This window comes from Paenibacillus radicis (ex Gao et al. 2016) (assembly GCF_014641555.1).
In the GTDB taxonomy this organism is placed as follows: domain Bacteria; phylum Bacillota; class Bacilli; order Paenibacillales; family Paenibacillaceae; genus Pristimantibacillus; species Pristimantibacillus radicis.
The window spans coordinates 296,177-314,813 of the sequence record NZ_BMHY01000002.1; the positions used below are offsets into that span (position 1 = coordinate 296,177).

At 47.7% G+C, this 18,637-nt stretch carries 13 protein-coding genes; 8 read left to right on the top strand and 5 right to left on the bottom strand.

The window, feature by feature from the left end; genetic code table 11:
* Positions 1 to 11: 11 nt before the first annotated feature.
* The 3 genes from IEX98_RS06915 to IEX98_RS06925 all read left to right on the top strand — a co-directional run bounded on the left by IEX98_RS06915 (position 12) and on the right by IEX98_RS06925 (position 5,349).
* Positions 12 to 836, top strand: a complete 825-nt coding sequence (locus IEX98_RS06915) for a hypothetical protein (RefSeq protein WP_188888206.1) — start codon at positions 12 to 14, stop codon at positions 834 to 836.
* Positions 829 to 1,530: a hypothetical protein gene (locus tag IEX98_RS06920; protein ID WP_188888207.1), complete on the top strand. Its 702-nt coding sequence runs from the start codon at positions 829 to 831 to the stop codon at positions 1,528 to 1,530. Before IEX98_RS06915 ends, IEX98_RS06920 begins: the two co-directional genes overlap by 8 nt.
* A 513-nt stretch (positions 1,531 to 2,043) precedes the next feature.
* A complete protein-coding gene (locus tag IEX98_RS06925) occupies positions 2,044 to 5,349 on the top strand; it encodes an OmpL47-type beta-barrel domain-containing protein (protein ID WP_188888208.1) in 3,306 nt (1,101 codons plus the stop codon).
* Between the two features lie 80 nt (positions 5,350 to 5,429).
* Here IEX98_RS06925 and IEX98_RS06930 read toward each other — a convergent pair whose 3' ends face one another.
* The 5 genes from IEX98_RS06930 to IEX98_RS06950 form a co-directional block, all read right to left on the bottom strand.
* Entirely contained in the window at positions 5,430 to 6,893 is a 1,464-nt protein-coding gene (locus tag IEX98_RS06930; protein ID WP_229692022.1) for an FAD-dependent oxidoreductase, read from the bottom strand.
* A 196-nt stretch (positions 6,894 to 7,089) separates the two neighbouring features.
* Positions 7,090 to 7,941: a phosphonate ABC transporter, permease protein PhnE gene (phnE, locus tag IEX98_RS06935; RefSeq protein ID WP_188888209.1), complete on the bottom strand. Its 852-nt coding sequence runs from the start codon at positions 7,939 to 7,941 to the stop codon at positions 7,090 to 7,092.
* Positions 7,938 to 8,729, bottom strand: a complete 792-nt coding sequence (gene phnE, locus IEX98_RS06940; RefSeq protein WP_188888210.1) for a phosphonate ABC transporter, permease protein PhnE — start codon at positions 8,727 to 8,729, stop codon at positions 7,938 to 7,940. Before phnE (IEX98_RS06940) ends, phnE (IEX98_RS06935) begins: the two co-directional genes overlap by 4 nt.
* A complete protein-coding gene (gene phnC, locus IEX98_RS06945) occupies positions 8,726 to 9,499 on the bottom strand; it encodes a phosphonate ABC transporter ATP-binding protein (RefSeq protein ID WP_188888527.1) in 774 nt (257 codons plus the stop codon). Before phnC ends, phnE (IEX98_RS06940) begins: the two co-directional genes overlap by 4 nt.
* A gap of 110 nt (positions 9,500 to 9,609) precedes the next feature.
* A complete protein-coding gene (locus tag IEX98_RS06950) occupies positions 9,610 to 10,578 on the bottom strand; it encodes a phosphate/phosphite/phosphonate ABC transporter substrate-binding protein (protein ID WP_188888528.1) in 969 nt (322 codons plus the stop codon).
* 203 nt (positions 10,579 to 10,781) lie between these two features.
* On the opposite strand from IEX98_RS06950, the gene IEX98_RS06955 reads away from it, so the two are divergent.
* From IEX98_RS06955 to IEX98_RS06975, 5 genes are all read left to right on the top strand, one after another.
* On the top strand, positions 10,782 to 12,386 hold the full coding sequence (locus IEX98_RS06955; RefSeq protein WP_229692023.1) for a bifunctional metallophosphatase/5'-nucleotidase: 1,605 nt from the start codon (positions 10,782 to 10,784) through the stop codon (positions 12,384 to 12,386).
* A gap of 397 nt (positions 12,387 to 12,783) precedes the next feature.
* Positions 12,784 to 16,359 (top strand): AAA family ATPase, encoded by a 3,576-nt coding sequence (locus IEX98_RS06960; RefSeq protein ID WP_188888211.1) that lies wholly within the window; start codon positions 12,784 to 12,786, stop codon positions 16,357 to 16,359.
* A gap of 18 nt (positions 16,360 to 16,377) precedes the next feature.
* Positions 16,378 to 16,803 (top strand): hypothetical protein, encoded by a 426-nt coding sequence (locus IEX98_RS06965; protein ID WP_188888212.1) that lies wholly within the window; start codon positions 16,378 to 16,380, stop codon positions 16,801 to 16,803.
* Between the two features lie 11 nt (positions 16,804 to 16,814).
* The gene (locus tag IEX98_RS06970) at positions 16,815 to 17,423 is read left to right on the top strand and encodes a hypothetical protein (protein WP_188888213.1); all 609 of its coding nucleotides are present in this window, start codon (positions 16,815 to 16,817) and stop codon (positions 17,421 to 17,423) included.
* Positions 17,424 to 17,648: 225 nt separating this feature from the next.
* The gene (locus tag IEX98_RS06975; RefSeq protein WP_188888214.1) at positions 17,649 to 18,437 is read left to right on the top strand and encodes a hypothetical protein; all 789 of its coding nucleotides are present in this window, start codon (positions 17,649 to 17,651) and stop codon (positions 18,435 to 18,437) included.
* The last annotated feature ends 200 nt before the right edge of the window (positions 18,438 to 18,637 follow it).

Consider the following 18,637-nt stretch of genomic DNA (forward strand, 5'->3'; position numbering starts at 1 on the left):
GGGGAGGGAAGATGCGGAAATATGGATTGAGTCTGTTATTGCTTGTCATAGCCGCTTCATGGGGCGGGAACCTTTGGTATTATAAAATGCAAAAGCTGGAACAGCCGATTTTTCTGCAGCATTATTACGAAATGCCGGCATCCTTGTTCCAGAATACAAGTCTATACTATGTGATGAATAAGGATGATCTTAGAGAGCCGGTATATTTTGAGCTGCCAACTGGGCAATTGTTACAGGTAGCGCATATACAATCCCGCGATGAGCGAGGTCGGCTCCAGTTGAAGGAGGCGATTGTCTCACCCGCCTTTATAGACGATTTGAAGCAGATGAAAGAGCCGCTAACGATTGATCAGGTGAAGGTGCATTATTCAACAGGAGGAGAGACCGAAACGGTATCGATCGGTAAAATCATCGTGTATCCGGATCGCAGAGAGGAGCAGGCTTTGGAGCAGCAGTCGGTTCATGCCTCATCGGGCGGGACCGGTTCAGCGAGTTATACAACCACTCGAGACTTAACAATTGCATCTGTTGATTATAGCTTTCCCGAAATGCTCCAAGGGATAATGAAGGTAAAAGTGAATGGAATAGATGCTGCAGACGCAGCTTCATTTCCGATTCAACTGAAAAAAAGGGCGGGCTTTCATGTATCTTACAACAGCTATAGCCTGCCTAAAAATGATGAAAGACGATTCCAAGCTTTTATTGTCCGGATTAATTATTGGGACGAGAAGGGCGATTCTGTGGGAGATCAGTCTTTTTATATTCAGCCGCAGCTTTATGCCGGCGACCTTCGTTCCTACGTGAAATCGAGGGAAGGAGACGATAATCGTGAGTAGAGCCTTTTACCGAATGAGCTGGGGCCTCTTGCTGACAATAGTGGATATTCGTCTTGGCTTTTTCGATATTTTACCTGATTTTATCGGCTATTGCATGATATGGAGTGGCATTCAAGCGCTTGAGAACTACGAAAGCGCTTATCGCAAAGCGAAGCCGTTTGCCATTCTATTGACGATTGCTTCGTTGAGCGAGCTGCTGCCGTTTTGGTCAGGCAGCACTATTCAACTAACTGCTAATGAAGTAGTCTTTTCCCTTCCTAGCCTGATTTATTCGGGTGCAATGATGCTATCGCTGCTGCTTATGCTGGACAGCCTACTCTCGGTGCTTCATAGGCATGCTTTTCAAGAGGGGTATGTGGAGTTTGCCGGTAGCGTTAGAGGAAGAAGGCAATTCTTTACGTCCGTATCAGCAGTTACTTTGATCGTATTCCCGTTCAGCATGAATGCGTCGACAGATGTGCTTCTCGCGATGATCCCTCTCACGCTTCTCGGGATGCTTGCGTTAATTATCGTATTCTTCACCTTAAGGAAGGCGGGGAAAACTTGGGGCTATACTGGCAACCACGAAAATAATCCCATGTTGGTGGAAGAGAGAGATACCCATGCCCAAGCGGAAAATGAAGAGATTGTTGCTGAGGATGAATCCGTGGAAGCCTCATTTGCCTCGCAGAATGAGGGGAACGACAAGACGTAACATTGGATGCGGAGGGCGAGCGTAAATTGCAGCCTAAAAGTAATAATAACAATCGGAGCATTCCTTGATAGCAAGGGTGCTCTTTTTGTTGCCGCCCGCCGCAGCCCGCGAGCGAAGCAGCTTTGCAAAATAGCGAAGCAAAGCTCGTTGTAGACATCTGGAGGGGAACTAGCTCAGGATTTACGAACTAAAATTCGCTATTCGTGAACCTAGGTTTGCGAGTAGCGAATTTTAGTTCGTTGTACCTCGGCGGCCAAACGGACTGGCCTGGTGCAGCGAAGAAAGGTTCGCTAAATAGCGAACTTGCTTCGCTCAATTGAGCCTCCAGATCGAGTCGCTCAAGGAAATAAGACCCAGCCATATTAGTGCTATAGTAGTGTCTCTCTTCCGGCGTCCTTACTGGGATTTCAACGCCTCCTTGGCCTTTACAATAACCTATCACTTCGCGTAAAAATATCATGCTAAACTAATGGCGGATTCAAACTACGTCTATCGAAAATTAGGAGGCATGGGATGAGAGGGCTGGAGTTTTTTAAGAAGAAAGGTTTAAAGCTGGCGATCCTGTTATCACTCGTACTGTCGATTCAAACCGGATTAATCCGCAATTATGACACAGTGCATGCAGAAGGGCCGGTCGATCCGGCACCGTATATTGAAGCGAAGGTTGTTAATGGCAATGCAGGCAAAAAAGTATTGTTCGACAACACGCACGCCCAAACATCGGGTGCAGCAGACTGGGTTATTGACGGCGGCTTTTCCGACTTTGGACAAGCACTTGCAGCAGACGGTTATTATGTAAAAGAGCTGCGCAAAGCTTCTCCTTTCAACTTCAATGATTTGAAAGATTATGACGTATTTGTTATCGCGGAGCCGAACATTCCGTTCAAGCAAAGCGAGCAAGCCGCTATGGAGCAATATGTGCAAGGCGGCGGCAGCATCTTCTTCATCGGCGATCACTATAACGCCGACCGCAACAAAAACCGCTGGGACGGCTCGGAAGCCATCAACGGCTACCGCCGTGGCGCTTGGACCGATCCGGCTAAAGGCATGAGCGCTGAGGAGAAGAATTCTGCCGCCATGCAAGGCGTAGTCAGCTCCGACTGGTTGAGCGACAACTTTGGTGTCCGTTTCCGGTATAATGCGCTGGGTGATCTGGATGCGAACAACATCGTAGCACCAAGCCAAGCCTTCGGCATTACGCAAGGCGTGAATGCTGTCGCGATGCATGCCGGCTCGACACTTGCAATTACAGATCCGACGAAAGCCAAAGGCATCGTATACTTGCCGAAAACGAATGCGGCTTGGGGCAGCGCAGTTGACCAAGGCGTCTACAACGGCGGCGGCGTTGCGGAAGGTCCTTATGTAGCCGTAGCCAAAAAAGGCGCGGGCAAAGCTGCTTTCATCGGCGATTCCTCGCCGGTTGAAGATGCAACGCCGAAATATTTGCGCGAAGAGACAGGCGCTAAGAAAACGACCTATGACGGCTTTAAGGAACAAAATGACGGCGTACTGCTCGTCAATGTCATTAACTGGCTCTCCAAGAAAGAGAGCTATACTAGTCTGGATCAAGTGAACGGCTTGCAGCTCGATCAGCCGACAGCACTGCTTCCGATGGAAACGCCGGCTTCGTCGACGGAACCTCAAGCAGAGCCGTGGTCCGCACCGGCAGCAGGCTACAAATGGTATGACAGCTCGACGTTTAAACTAGGCTCCTATGGCGGTCCGACATCAAGTGCTCCTGCTGCCTACAGCTTTGTAAACCAGGCGCAACTTCCGAATGCACAAGACTTTCAGATTCGGGTTGTCGTAACGAATTTGGCTCCGAATACGACCGTATCCGGTTTTAGCACAGGTATTTATTTGACTGGCGGCACTCAGGTGGCGTTGTTCCAGAAGGAAGACGGCACATGGCCAACGGCTTACGGCTACAGCTCGAACTTCAGCGTTACTTCGGATAGCAAGGGACGTGCAGTTAAAGATATTACGGTACGGATCAAAGCGGGAACGGTCAGCAACACGGCCAGTTTGCGTCTCCGTCTGAACGGCTCGAACTTAATCACGAATACGGTGTCCATCGCGGATGTGCCGGCTGAACCGCTGCCGGTAGAAGAAGGACCGATCCCGGCGAAAATAACGGTAGCAGAAGCACGAAGCAAAGCAGAAGGTGCGACGGTTACTGTTGAAGGCGTCGTAACGACAGAACCGGGCGCATTTGGCGGCCAAGCATTCTACCTGCAGGACGCTACCGGAGGCATCTACGTTTTCCAATCGCAAAGCGGGTTCCATCTTGGCGATGTTGTGAAGGTTACCGCGCCGCTTGCGCTGTACAATACGGAACTAGAGCTGGCAGATGTTGCTGCTATCGAGAAGACGGGAACAGCATCGATTCCAACCGCTGCTCAAGTTAGCGCGATTACGGATAGCCTGCAAGGGCAGCTCATTCAACTGAATGATGTGAAAATCAGCAATATCATTACAGCAACGCCTGCCGGCTCCTTTGAATTTGATGTGGTGAAAGGATCCGTAAGCAACCATATTCGAGTTGATGCACGTACGGGTCTGACGCTTGCGAACTTCCCTTACACAGAAGGCGATGTCGTTGATATTACCGGCGTAGCCGCTATTTTCAAAGGCGTTAATCAGCTTAAGCCTAGAGGCATCAGCGACTTCCATCATCAAGCAGATAGCGCGGCTCCTGTAACGACGGCAGCTCTGTCGGCTGAACCTGCAGCCGGAGCAAACGGCTGGCACAAGGAAGCAGTGACAGTTACGCTGAAGGCAGTCGATGATCAACCGGGCATTATCAAAACGTACTATACGATTGACGGAGGCAATGCAGTACTTTACAACGGTCCAATTGCGATCAGCACCGAAGGTGTTCATTCCCTCCGCTATTATTCAATTGATGCGGCCGGCAATGAAGAGTCGACGCACACTTTGGAAGTGAAAATGGATGTAACGGCTCCAACTGCAGTGCTGACACAAAACGGCGGAGCAGTAAGCGATGTGACGGATGCGGCTCAACTGACTTTTGAATTAAAAGCAACGGACGCACACTCCGGTATTGCTTCAGAGAGCTTGCTGCTCGACGGAAAAGCAATTGTCAGCGGTCAATCGCTGAACGCAGCTGCAATCGGCGCAGGCAGCCATACGCTAACGTATAAAGTGACGGATTTTGCGGGACATTCCTCGCAAGGCAATGCATCCTTCAAAATCACGGCTTCGGAAACGCCAAAGGCAACAGGAGCACCTGCTAAACCTGTCCTGTCCGACAACAATGGGCAAGCAAACGGCCTCCGGGGCGGCAGCTATACGGTCACAATGAATGTATGGTGGGGCAACAACGGTTCGGAATTCAAGCTGTATGAGAATGGCGTACTAATCAGCACGAAACGCGTGACGGACAACTCGCCTGCGGCGCAAACGGCACAAGTTGACGTTTCCGGTAAAAAGAACGGCACTTACGTCTACGTAGCCGAACTGACGAACCGTTATGGAACGACAACAAGTGCACCGCTTGTTGTTAATGTAACGGATGCGGCGCCAGGAAAAGCAGTATTGTCCCACAACAATTGGAGCGGCAGCGGAAGCTACCTCGTTACGATGAATCTGTGGTGGGGAACGAATGCTTCCGAATACCGTCTCTACGAGAACGACAAATTAATCGATACGAAAAGTCTGACAGAAGCTGCCCCGAATGCACAAACGGCAGTAACGGCAATCGAGGGCAGAGCACCGGGCCGTTATGTATACCGCTGTGAGCTAGTCAATGCGGCAGGGTCGACTTATAGCGAGACGATTACGGTACAGGTGAAATAGCAGCAATAAACAAAAGGACCTCACTACCCGCTGTAAAGCGGGGATGAGGTCCTTTTTCTAACAAAGCTCAACACGGCATATTAACCGGCAAGAACGATGTTGAAATCTTTCTTCAAATACTTATGAATCCGTTTGAAGTCTTCCGGAGTGAGCTCCTTCAGCCTTTTTTTACCGGATTCACGGCCGATAATGATGCCGATCGTTTGAGCTGCTGTAGCTGTATTTGGCATAATTCTGGCGCTGCCGTAAGCCTGGATCGATGCACCGACGTTTTTGCCTGCAACAATGACATTCTCGTAAGCCTTAAGCTCGAATGATCGGAGCGGCATGCCGTAGCGGTCCGTTAGGCCAAAGCCGATGCCTGTCGGAATCCGTTTCGTTGCCTGCAAGTCCATTCCATATCCGCCGATGCTCACATTATCCCAGAACATCTTGTTCGACTTTAAATCTTCTTTCTGGAGAATGTGCTCCGTTTCAAAACGGTTATAATCTCTGATATAGAGGTAATCCGGGAAGCCATCGAGCTCTGCTTTGGCGAAGCCGGGAATGTTCTGGCGCAAAAATTTCAAAATATGCGGTGCTTCAGCCGATGCTTTTGCGATTGCGGACTTCACTGATTCCGGTTTGGACGGGTCCACGTCAAAAACAAGCAGGGCGTTCATAATAGCGCGGCCGTTTTTCTGATTGAGCGTATTCATGCCCCTTAGCACCAATTGAGGATCCGTTGGTTTGTACTGATTGATCAAATTTCCGAAGCCAGTCGCAATCGTCCAATCGACATAGGTGTTTGGACCGTACTTCTTCTGAACATTCGTCAGCGGATAATCCTTCAGAATCGTCTTATGAAGCTTGGACCAGTCGACGTTTTTGAACTTGATCATCAACGTGGCGGACATATATTCTGGCGTGGGATCTTTCTTGGAAACTAGGCTTTCCATTCCCGGTATCCGCTTAAGATCAAGCAGGCTAGTAAGGGCGTTGAAGTCTGTATTTTCGACCCAGTAATTGGCTTGCACATTACGGGTTGCTCCGTCTTGCGTTTTGTAGGTGATCGATTTAAGCGATTTTTCTTTTGCTAATGGAACTGTTTCTATCGTCTGAATCTTGATGCCTTTTTCAATAGGAATTCCCCGGACTAATTGATTGAAATATTGATTGAATTCATGTGCTTTGCGGATGCTTCCTGACTTATAGGCGTCAAATAGATATTTAATTTCGCCCTGCACGATGCTTTTGTTTTTCCGGTCATTAGGAATATCCAGAAACTGCATTTGTCCTTGAATGAGCTCTCCTCCAGTTTGAGTGCGAGGATCAAGAATAAGAACGCTTTTACGTGCTTTACGCACTTCTTTCGCCAATAGAACGCCTTGAATTTCGCTGCCGATGACGATTACGTCATAGTAGCTGCAATCTTTGCCGCAGGACGGCTCTGCTTGCAAATGCGGTTCGAGTGAGCTTGGTGCAACGAGTTGAAAAACAATCGAGAGCATGACGAAAACCATAATGATACGAGCGGTTTTAATACCTTTTAATCGATTAAACAAAGCTGTTTATCTCTCCTCTGGAACAATAATGGATGGAAATATAATATTTTCCATACAGAAATATAACAACCTTGAGGGTAACATAGAATGGTGAATCTATCAAATCCTAATTATTGTAGAATAAGGCGGCCTTCTAGGAACTGATGCTCAGCTCGAAGAAGGCACGCTAAAGAGGAAATAGATGAACGGGGATTTATTAAACAAGACGTTTGCGGATCAAGCCGGAAATCGCGTCGATCGCGGTAATCATAACGATGATGCCGAGCAAAATAATGCCGACACGGTCCCAATTGCGTGTGCTTAGTGCGAAGATCAGCGGCGTACCAATGCCGCCGGCCCCGATAACGCCGAGGATGGTGGCGGAACGCACATTAATCTCGAACCGGTACAGCGTGTAGGATAAAAAGCCAGGAAGCACCTGCGGAATAACGGCGAACCATAGCAGTTGAAGACGGTTCGCTCCTGCTGCGGTCAACGCTTCTAACGGTCCGCGGTCGATATTCTCAATTTCATCGGCAAACAGCTTGCCAAGCATGCCCACGGAATGGAGGCCAAGTGCCAGTACCCCAGCGAAAGAGCCTGGCCCCACTGCCTTTATAAATAAAATAGCCATGACGATCTCAGGGAATGTACGAATCACGCTCAGCAGCAGCTTGCCTGAACCGGATACCGCACCTGAGCGGCTCATATTGGTCGCCGACCAGAAAGCGAATGGGATGCAGATTAGCGTGGACAGGAAGGTGCCGCCAATCGAAATGGCGAGTGTATCCAGCAAGCCGCGCAGCAAATCCTCGCCGTCGGGCAAATAGACATAATCCCAGTCGGGGGAGAAAATCCCGCTAATAATCGCTTTCGTAATTTGAGCAGCTGTTTCTTTAAAGCCATTGAACGGAATGCCGGCAAGCGTCCATGCATAGACGGCGATAAGCGCAACGAGAATGAGCCAGCGATAGCGGTTTCTGCGTGGTTTGGGAACAAGAGTGTCCCATGATTTAGCCGCCGGCACTGCCCGATTGGACTTGTTTGTTGAATTCGAGTTTGTCGTCATAGCAGCTTCTCCCGCAGCTTCGTGCTTGTATAATCAATAATCAACACGATAGCCAATGTGAAAATAATGATGGTGCTTGTTTTGTCGTATTCGAAAAAACCAAGCGTTACTTCATAATAATGTCCGATTCCGCCGGCCCCTACGAGGCCGAGTATTGCCGCGGCGCGGATATTAATCTCAAATGTGTAAAGCGTATAGGACATGAAGTGGGCCTGAATTTGCGGAATGACGCCGAAAATAATTTTTTGCATCCGGTTTGCGCCAACGGATGTCATCGCTTCAAGCGGCCCTTGATCGATTGTCTCCAGCGCTTCATAGGTCAGCTTGGCGATAAGGCCGATGGAGAAGACGGTCAAGGCAAAGATGCCGGGCAGCGGCCCAAGGCCAAAGATCGCGACAAACAAAGCTGCGAGCAGCAGGTCAGGTATCGTCCGTATGAGATTCAGCAGCAGCCGGATCGGGTAGAAAATCCATGCGCTGCCGACCATGTTGCTTGCGCAGAGCAGGGCGATCGGCACGGCCAGAATTGCGCCCGCCGTCGTTCCGATGAGCGCCATGCGGATCGTCTCCAACATCGCATCTGTAATTTTTTCGAAGTAGCTCCACTTTGGAGGGAACATCTCCCGCAGCAAGTCCATCATATTGGGCAGTCCGCCGATCAGCTCGCCAAAGTTGGCTTCCGTCTGAAAGAAGCTGCCCCACAGCAGAACGATGAGCAGTCCTCCGGTTATATAAAGCTTCAGTTTGCCCGGCGGCTTCGGCCGATTCAATTCGGTGTTCGCTTTCATCCTTCAAGCTCCCCTAGCAGCTCGTCCCGCTTGATCGGACGACCGTAGATTTCAGCGAATTTTTCATCCGTAGCCTCTTCCACCGGCCCGTCAAACACAACCTGTCCGGCGCGCAGACCGATAATTCTCGTTGCATATTCCCGCGCAAGGTCGATAAAGTGCAAATTGACGATCGTTGTGATGCCCAGCTCTTGATTAATGTTTTTTAAATCGTCCATGACCTGCTTTGTAGTAAGCGGGTCGAGCGATGCGACAGGTTCGTCAGCGAGTATGATCTTGGCTTCCTGCGCAAGCACGCGAGCAATTGCGACCCTCTGCTGCTGGCCGCCGGATAGCTCATCTGCACGGGCATACGCTTTTTCGACAATATTAACGCGATCAAGCGCCTGGAAGGCAAGCTCGGTGTCGCTTTTCGGGAACAAGCCCAGTAGCGTCCGCCAAGTAGAGCGGTAGCCGACCCGGCCGGCAAGCACGTTCCGCAGAACAGAGGAGCGTTTGACCAGATTAAAGCTCTGGAAGATCATGCCGATATCGCGGCGGATAAACCGCAGCTTTTTCCCGGAAGCTTTTGTAATGGACGCGCCATTAATGAGAATCTCGCCTTCGGTTATATCATGCAGCCGGTTGATCGAGCGCAGAAGCGTTGATTTTCCGGCTCCCGACAAACCGACAATAGCAATGAATTCCCCTTTATTGATCGTCAGGTTAATATTGTTCAAGCCTTTGGTTGCATTGGGGTAAACTTTAGATACATTGCGGATTTCGATCATCTTCATGTGGATCCTTCCTTTTCGCTTCATAAAAAGTACAGCCAGTACGGGCTATGCCCACACTGGCTTATTGCCTAGCTGACTATGCGATTGTCCTTACAAATTGCGGCCTATTCCGTTTTTACTTTTTCGCCGTATTCGCGGACGATGTTGAAGATGCTGTCGTCGGATTTTACATAGCCTTCATGGGAATAGATATCTTTGATGATGGTATGTCCTTCTGGATCATTGCCGATATCGATGAAAGCTTGTTGCAGCTTAGCAACCCACTCTGCGCTCATGTCGGAACGGACGGAAATGGTATCGTTAGGGATTGGCTCCGTGAACGTAAGGACGCGAGTATCTTCAAATACTTTCGGATAGTCTTTGCTTACAATGTTGCGGGCATCTTGGAAAATCGCTGCAGCATCGACATCACCATTCAATACAGCGATAACGCCTTGGTCATGACCTTTAACCGTTACAGGTACAACGTCTTTCAGCGGATCAATGCCGTTCTCCAGCAATTTGCCGGCAGGCCATACATAACCAGCGGAAGAAGTTACGCTTTGGTAAGCGATCTTTTTGCCTTTCAGGTCGGCAACGGTTTTAATTGGCGAATCTTTTTTGACGATAATCATCGATTTGTAGAAATCGACCAGATCTTCTGTTGGCGCTCCAGTCTCATCTTGTACGCCGAAACGCTGCGCTTGAAGGATAACTTCAGCTGCGCCTTTTTGTTTAGCCAATACATATGCGGATGGAGGAAGGAAACCGACGTCGACTTTTTTCGAAGCCATCGCTTCAATAATTGTGTTGTAGTCCGTCGAGATGCTTACTTTAACGTCAATGCCGAGTTTGTCGCTAAGCAGCTTCTCAAGCGGCTTAGCCTTTGCTTCAAGCGTATCAGCGTTTTGCGAAGGTACGAATTGTACCGTCAACGTTTTTGGCTCATAGCCTACTGGTTTAGGAGACTCAGTTGCCTCAGGTGTATTTGTCGCTCCGCCATTTGCACCGTTGTTGGCCGGTGAATCATTTTTCGCGCCGCAAGCGCTCAACAGGGATACGGACACTAACAGAGATAATACGACTGCCGTCATTTTTTTCAATTCCAAAACCCTCCAGAAATAGTTTGTTTTTTGGTTGCTTGTTCACTATAGGCAATGTTTATTAGCTGTCCGTAAACGGCGGTATAAGTATTTGTAAATGTCGGGGACAGGCGTTAACAAAACGGAATTTCCTGTTAAACTAGCCTTGCGTTACTGCTGAATATTAAGCTGATGTTGGGAGATTGGTGCAGACAATGAATAAGATAACAACAGATATGTATCGCTTTACGATTCTGGCGACGAGCGATGTACATGGTCAGATCGTGCCGACCGATTACCGGACGGGCGAACATAGACCTGCGGCACTCGCTTCTTTGGCCTCCATTATTCGTGAACAAAGAGAAGCTGCGCCCGAGCTGCTGCTTATCGACAATGGTGATGCGCTGCAAGGAACGCCTTTGGCTCATTACGTTTCGCGGATGAGGGAGGGGGAAGCTCAGACTCATCCTATTATTGCCGCAATGAACGAGCTTCATTATGATGCGGCGCTGCTTGGCAATCATGAATTTAATTTCGGAAGAGAGCTGCTGGACAAGGCGATCGGCCAATCGGCATTCCCTTGGTTGTCTGCAGGCATTGTAGATCAGACAACGGGCGAACCGGCTTTTGGCAAACCCTATCTCATTAAAAGGTTGAACGGCGGCTCCATTAAAGTTGCACTGCTGGGCGTGACGACGCATTATATTCCGAATTGGGAAAATCCGGAGCATATATCCGGACTTGTATTTCATGATGCATTGGAATCGCTCCTGACTTGGGCTGCGCGCATACGGGAGGAGGAGCAGCCTGATTTGATTATTGCGGCTTATCACGGCGGATTTGAGCGGGATTTGGCAAGCGGTGAACCAACTGAACGATTAACAGGCGAAAATCAGGCTTACGCGATGTGCCAGGCCGCGAAGGAAGCCGGAATTGACGTACTTATAACGGGCCATCAGCATCGGCTTATTGCGTCACAAGCAGCAGGAGTAACGGTAGTCCAGCCCGGTACGGGCGGACAAGCGTTAGGGAAAGTAGAGGTTGTATTTGCGCTGGAGCAAGGGAAATGGACCGTGAAGGAGAAACAAAGTGAGCTTCTGCTGCCAGACGAGCGGACGGTGCCGGATGCCAGAATACTGGAAGTGATGGAGGAAGCGGAGGCTGGTACGCAAATTTGGATTGATCAGCCGCTTGGCTATGTGACTGGCGATATGTCGGTTGGCGATCCGCTGACGTGCCGGCTTGCGGATCATCCGTTTCTATCTTTCGTCCATCGGGTGCAGCTCGAGGCATCGGGAGCCGAGCTATCCGTTGCAGCGCTGTTGAGCGAACAGCCCTCCGGTTTTGGAGCGAAAGTAACGATGCGTGATGTGCTGGCGAATTTCATGTTTCCCAATACGTTGACGGTGCTGCGGCTGTCCGGGCGCGATATCCGGGAAGCGCTAGAGCGGACGGCTGATTATTTCCGGCTGGGAGACGACGGAAGTCCGATCGTTAATCCGGCTTATAGAGAGCCGAAGCCACAGCATTACAATTACGATATGTGGGCCGGGATTGTCTATGAGCTGGACATTACGCGTCCCGTAGGTGAGCGAGTTGTCAAATTGGAGCGTAATGGGAGTCCGGTAGTGGAGGGGGACAGCTTCGACGTTGTCATGAACAATTACCGGGCAAGCGGTGGCGGCGATTACGAAATGTTCCAGGGCAAGCCTATAGTGAAGGAGATTATGGCGGAATCGGCTGAACTGGTTGCCGACTACTTCCGGCGATATGAGACTGTGACGGCTGAATGCGATAACGGCTGGCGGGTTATCTATTAGATTAGAGAGGCTTCTCTTGCCGTTAGCGTCATTTGTTACTAGGATAGAATGTAGAGTTAATCCTAGGGCAAAGAGCTAGATGAAGGCAGGCATAGGGGAGTGGCAATCAGAATATCCCGTGCAGGCGGCAACCTTTTCAAAGTATACGTATTTGGCTTGATGTGTTTCCTAGTATTAGAGTTTGGATTTATTATTTCTGATATTGAAAAAGCTGTATGTTTTATTCGTTATAATGACATATTGTTCTACGAAGTTTAAGAGGCGTCTTGCGATCGCCTTCTTTTTTTTATGATGAAATAGGCTGAGTAAATTAAATAATGTAACCAATTCTATCTATTAATAGTATAATGTAAAATTAGAAAAGTTTACTTATAGCTAAGGAGGGGTAGCTCGACAAATGCGACATAAACTGAAAAAAGCCTTACATATAATTGATTTTCTTATTCCAGAAATTCAGCTTGTCAAAATGGTTAAACAAGAGGGATTCATCGCTCCACCGGAAACCTCAGAGTATATGGAATGGCAAGCGCAAATGCAGCAAGCATCAAGTTATCCAAATGCAGGTTCGTTTGCAACAGGCCAGCCACAATATAATGGACAAGTGGATGGTACAAAGGACTTGTCTACGAAAGAACTGGATCAGCTGTTCCAGGAGACTGAGAAAGAAATTAACAGAAAAATCCTTGGTCAGCAGCCCTTCGTCAAGGATTTGGTCGCAAGCTATAAGCAAGGCTATTTGACTAGCAGCAGTGCCGCCGCAAGAAACGTTATCTTACTGGCTGGGGCTGCCGGAACGGGTAAGAAGACAGCACTTGAGCAACTGGTTTTGGAGATGTCTTTGCGTGGGCTAGGCAGCTCCTCAGATGTAATTGATATTGATTTGAGTCGCTATGAAGAGGACGAAATATCAGGTAACTTTATTGAGGATATGTCTGAAGCTTTCCAGGAATCGGAAGGGACGGTTCTATTTCGCAATGTGAAGGAAGCAGACGGCGCTATTATTAATTTATTAGGACAGCTTGTAAGGGAAGGAAGCTTTAGAACCAAAGAAGGAATTCGTGTAAGCGCGGAAGGCTATTATCTTATTTTTTATCTGGATGAACCAGTAAATAGGCAAGAGGCGCAAGGTATAATACCGCCTGCACTAACGAACAAGATCCCGTCCTCCCTCCTGCAGGGCATTAGAGCAATAGCTATATCATCTCCGTTGGACAGCAAAGAAATGGTACACATTGCATCGATTATGCTAGATGAAGCAGTCGCTGTATTAGCGAGTGACATGCAGACCAGAATTGCTATTGATTCTGAGGTATATGAGACGTTGGCTGGTATAGGAACGGAGAACAGGACATTTGGTGAGACTGTACAACAATGGATCGATAAGGAGCTTATACCTGTAATCTCTAGTTTATGGGCCCGAAACGACATACGTCGCGGAGATAAATTGGAGATTAGGGTTAGCAATGGTGTATTCTCGGTTGGTACTCGCTTCAATACGTTCCCGATTAAAGCGGTATCGTTCGTCCGTCAAGAATCAATTGAAGACATTTTGAACGAGTTAAACGCATTAACAGGCCTTGAGTCCGTGAAAAAGTTTGTCCATGAGCTTATGGAGACAGTGCAGGTAAATAAGCTTAGGGCGCGCGGTGGGGAAAATGCTGTCGCAATGGCTCTGCATATGGTATTCACAGGCAATCCAGGAACGGGCAAAACGACAGTAGCCCGTTTAGTCGGACGTATTCTTAAGGCGTTAGGTCTTCTTTCTCAGGGTCAATTAATTGAAGTTTCCCGGCAAGATCTTGTTGGTCAATATGTAGGTTCAACTGCTCCAAGGACAATGGCGAAGGTAACGGAAGCGCTCGGCGGAGTTTTGTTCATAGACGAGGCGTACACACTCGCTCGTCAAGAACATGATACCTTTGGTTTGGAGGCCATTGATACCATTGTCAAAGCGATGGAGGATCACAGGGATAATCTCGTTGTTATTATAGCTGGCTACACTCAAGAGATAGAAGTGTTCTTACGCTCTAATCCAGGATTACGCTCCAGATTCCCGTTCATTGTAGAGTTCCCTGATTATTCCGCACAGGATATGCTGGAAATTATGCTTCGTATTTCCAAAGCGAATCATTTCCGCATCGATCAGGAGGCACATGACGGACTAATTGAACTTTTTGAACAGAGACAAATACCCGGCCGCAATGACAGTGGAAATGGTAGGCTTGTCCGTAATTTGTTCGAGGAGGCTGTTCGTAAGCAATCTACCCGTATTGGGGGAACACTCGCAAATGGAGGCGGAGATTTACAACTCTTAATAAGAGATGACTTTGGTATCGGGAAGAAGGAAGCTTTTAATATCGAGAATGAGCTTGCTGCTATCGTTGGGCTGGACAAAGTAAAGACGTTCGTGCGTACACTGGAGAAGCAGTTGATTGTAGACCGGAGGAGGAAAGAGGCTGGCATTCATGTTGATACAGGACAAATGATCAATATGGTCTTTTCAGGAAATCCAGGTACGGGTAAAACGACGATGGCACGACTGCTCGCAGGTATGCTGCGCTCTATGGGTTACTTAAAGACGGGACATCTAATAGAGGTAGATCGTTCAGATTTGGTTGGCGAGTATGTAGGCTCGACGGCAAATAAGACGAAGCTGGTAGTTGAATCCGCTTTGGGCGGCGTGTTATTCATAGACGAGGCTTACGCACTGGCTCAGGATGGCGTACAAGGAGGAGGCTTCGGCAAGGAAGCTATTGATACGCTCGTGAGGTTAATAGAACTGCATAAGAACAATCTAGTTGTAATCTTAGCGGGATATACAGAGGATATGCAGCGTTTCATCCAAGTGAATCCTGGGATGTCTTCGAGGTTTCCGCTTCAGATTGAATTTCCGGATTACTCTGCTGAGGATATGCAGAGAATTGCTTCCATTATGGTTAAGGCAAGGGGCTTTACGATGGCCGCTGATGTGGATAAATTGCTTTTAACCTACTTTAATGAGAAACAAATACCAGGTAAAAAAGATGGAGGCAATGGACGTCTCGTCAGAAATACATTGGAGGAAGCTCTTCGGAGGCAGGCGGAGCGACTGGCAGATCAACCGGATGTCGGTAAGGATAGACTGAATGAACTTACAGCTTCTGATTTCGGTATTGCCTCAGCCTTGGAGGCAGCCAGTGGTCGTGATAATTCATTAAATGCTTTAGACTCAATCGTTGGTCTGACATCGGTGAAAGAGTTTGTTAGAAGCCTCTCCGCTCAGATTGAAGTTGCTAAGCGACGCGAGCAAATGGGGTTGCCTAAAGCATCAGCTCAATCTCTGCATATGATCTTCAAAGGGAACCCGGGTACAGGTAAAACAACGATTGCTCGCATTCTTGCTCAACGGTTTAAAGAGTTGGGTGTAATCAAGATGGATACGCTGGTAGAGACCGACCGCTCCGGTTTGGTTGCGGGATACGTGGGTCAGACAGCTCTCAAAACCCGTGAGGTGATCGAACGTGCGTTAGGCGGAGTACTGTTTGTTGATGAGGCTTATGCACTGGCAGAGGGAGATCAGTTCGGACAGGAGGCCATCGATACGCTTGTCAAAGCGATGGATGATTATAGGGATCGACTTATTGTAATTCTGGCAGGCTACGATAACGATATGGAGAAATTTCTGAATCGGAATGCAGGCCTGAGATCAAGGTTCCCTAATAATATCACATTCGAAGATTATTCCGGAGAAGAAATGCTTCAAATCGCATATATGCAAGTGAAAGCGCAAGGATATGTCTTGACCAATGAAGCGGTGGACAAGCTGCGTTCCATTCTTGAAAGCTATCAAGGAGATATAACGGCAGGTAATGGTCGTTTGGTGCGTAATTTAGTAGAGAAAGCGATCAGGGGACATGCTTTACGCATTAGTCAGCATGTGAATGTGACTGCGGAGGATTTATCAACAATTACACCTGAAGATTTTGAAAGGTAGAGAGGAGAAAGTGTTTCGATGAAATGGCTATTGGCAATTGTTTTTTATCATATTGTTATGATCCCGGTTGTTATTATGACAATCCTTTTGCCTTTTATTCTTTACAAAGATATCAAAACCATATTAATTAATGAGGTTCCCGTCTCTAATGGAATGGATGCTGTCTTAGCTATGTTCTCCTTTTTTATTTATTTAGCAGTAAGAAGCAAGTTTTTGGGCAAGCCGTATCGTAAAATAACTATACTTCTTCCTCTTCTTCAAATGTTAATTTATACGAACGGAGCTCTTGTTATTGGAATCGTGATCCTTAATAAATGGGCAAATGATGGGCTTTACTCCAAAGGATGGGCTATCGTCTTTGCATGTTTAGCTATTGTTGCTATAAGACTGCTGATGTCGCTTTTTTATAGAAAATTTCCGATTGTCCAAACAGATTATCGCTGAAGGAGGACCGCATGAATAACAATTATAGGGATAAAAATCGACAGAATCTATCGAGTTTGGGGCGTACAAGGAACTCTGGTGAAGATTTGGCTAATAAACTGAAAGTAAAACGTGCAAAATCAAAAAATATACATCGCACTGCAATAGGATTGACGGCTCTAGTTATTTTTTGTGCAGCAATTTTTTTGAATAATTCTTCAGTTAGCACGGCTGATGTAACCAATGTTAAAGAAAATGGAATCGGAAAAGGTATGAAAGCGGGAACAGTTTTAGTAGCAGCAGATGATTTGGGACTTCAAGCGAAAGACTTCAACGTTGAGATGAAGTCAAACGTGAAAACAGGCCGGTTGTTAATATGGGACTACGCCGCTGAGGATGGCGATGTGGTGACCGTAAAAGCTGATGGCAAAGTAATTGCAGAGAACGTGGGAATTTTGCATGAACCGTTTTCATTAGATATACCTATCCCTAGTGTAGTTGAAGTGGTAGGCATCAAAGATGGAGGCGGAGGTATCACCTATGGAGTTAAGATTCCAGGGGCGGTAGGCAATAGCGTTTTTTTTAACGCTGCTCCGATTGGTTCCGCTAATAAGTATACGATAACAGGCCCGGTTAAATAGAGCAGTTTATTGAAAGATACCGTCATCCTGGACTGGGTGACGGTATTCTTACATCCATTGGCCCTATTTTGTATTCGGAAAATGATGACCGCTTCTGATTTCACATATTTTGTATATCTGGTGCGGGGTAACATACAGGTTCTATAAAAGTTAGAACTTCCAGATTATGGAATAGATTGTTACGATTGAGCCGTAATCCATTACTTTAATCGGGGATGATCGCTCATGGCTCAGTCGTTTTGGAAAAAAAGCTTCACTTATTTATCTGCCAAACTAGCGGCATCCGGCGGACTGTTTTTGTTGTTTGTACTCGTTACCTCCGGCCTTGATCTGTATAGATGGGCGGAGGCGGCGAGTTTTTTGTTTTTTTGGATATTGTTTTACGGGTATGCCTTCTGTTTTTCAATCACAGGAGATGCCGTCTTGCTTATAACTCGCGGTTCTGAAGGCTGGTTTGTGCTGCTGAAAGTCATGCTGCATATCATTGGAGGAGTGCTGCCTTTTATGGTACTGGGCGGAGGATTCACGGCTGGGGAAAATGAATCTTGGCCTTTCATCCTATTTTTTGGGTTTTTGGGCGCGATTTGTGCAGTGATTTATGATGCTATTTTCTTTTTTATGCGGTCGAAATTTCCCTATACGGCTATCGTAGCAGTGACACTGCTGCTTTTATTTATCATATTGTCGAAAGCCGATATGACTGTGACGAGAGATTGGAAAGAGACGCAGATGGATGGGAGCTATGAGGCGAGCTTCGATTATTTTCGCGGGAAAAAGGCGATTAAGGTCGAGTTGGAGCAAGATCAATCGCTGCGCTTTTCAGTTGATTGGTCGCCGGAAAATAGCGGCGGGTACGGACATCATGTATTGGATAAGCACGACAAGCTGGTACCGCAATATGACACTAATGAACATGGAGGTACGATCAGAGCAGAACAGGCCGCCCCATACCGGATTGTGGTAACGGGCGATAAATTGAAAGGTGCGGTATCGGTGCACTGGAGCGTTGAATAGTGCGGGGGGATAAGTAACTTGGTTTTCGCTATATAGCGAAGCGGATTCGCAAAAGAGCGAACGGATTTTCGCTAATTCGAATGTACAGTAAGCTGAACTGCACCATAGCGAAACAAATTTCGCAATAGGAGAACCCAGGTTCACGATTAGCGAAGTTAGGTTCGTTGCAGCAGAGATGGCGCGGCTGGTGGGTCTGAACA

Excerpts from the sequence above, each read along its gene's own strand:
- IEX98_RS06915 (WP_188888206.1), top strand. The coding sequence starts at position 12 with ATGCGGAAATATGGATTGAGTCTGTTATTGCTTGTCATAGCCGCTTCA.
- IEX98_RS06925 (WP_188888208.1), top strand. The coding sequence starts at position 2,044 with ATGAGAGGGCTGGAGTTTTTTAAGAAGAAAGGTTTAAAGCTGGCGATC.
- phnE (WP_188888209.1), bottom strand. The coding sequence starts at position 7,941 with ATGACGACAAACTCGAATTCAACAAACAAGTCCAATCGGGCAGTGCCG.
- phnE (WP_188888210.1), bottom strand. The coding sequence starts at position 8,729 with ATGAAAGCGAACACCGAATTGAATCGGCCGAAGCCGCCGGGCAAACTG.
- phnC (WP_188888527.1), bottom strand. The coding sequence starts at position 9,499 with ATGATCGAAATCCGCAATGTATCTAAAGTTTACCCCAATGCAACCAAA.
- IEX98_RS06950 (WP_188888528.1), bottom strand. The coding sequence starts at position 10,578 with ATGACGGCAGTCGTATTATCTCTGTTAGTGTCCGTATCCCTGTTGAGC.
- IEX98_RS06955 (WP_229692023.1), top strand. The coding sequence starts at position 10,782 with ATGAATAAGATAACAACAGATATGTATCGCTTTACGATTCTGGCGACG.
- IEX98_RS06960 (WP_188888211.1), top strand. The coding sequence starts at position 12,784 with ATGCGACATAAACTGAAAAAAGCCTTACATATAATTGATTTTCTTATT.
- IEX98_RS06965 (WP_188888212.1), top strand. The coding sequence starts at position 16,378 with ATGAAATGGCTATTGGCAATTGTTTTTTATCATATTGTTATGATCCCG.
- IEX98_RS06970 (WP_188888213.1), top strand. The coding sequence starts at position 16,815 with ATGAATAACAATTATAGGGATAAAAATCGACAGAATCTATCGAGTTTG.
- IEX98_RS06975 (WP_188888214.1), top strand. The coding sequence starts at position 17,649 with ATGGCTCAGTCGTTTTGGAAAAAAAGCTTCACTTATTTATCTGCCAAA.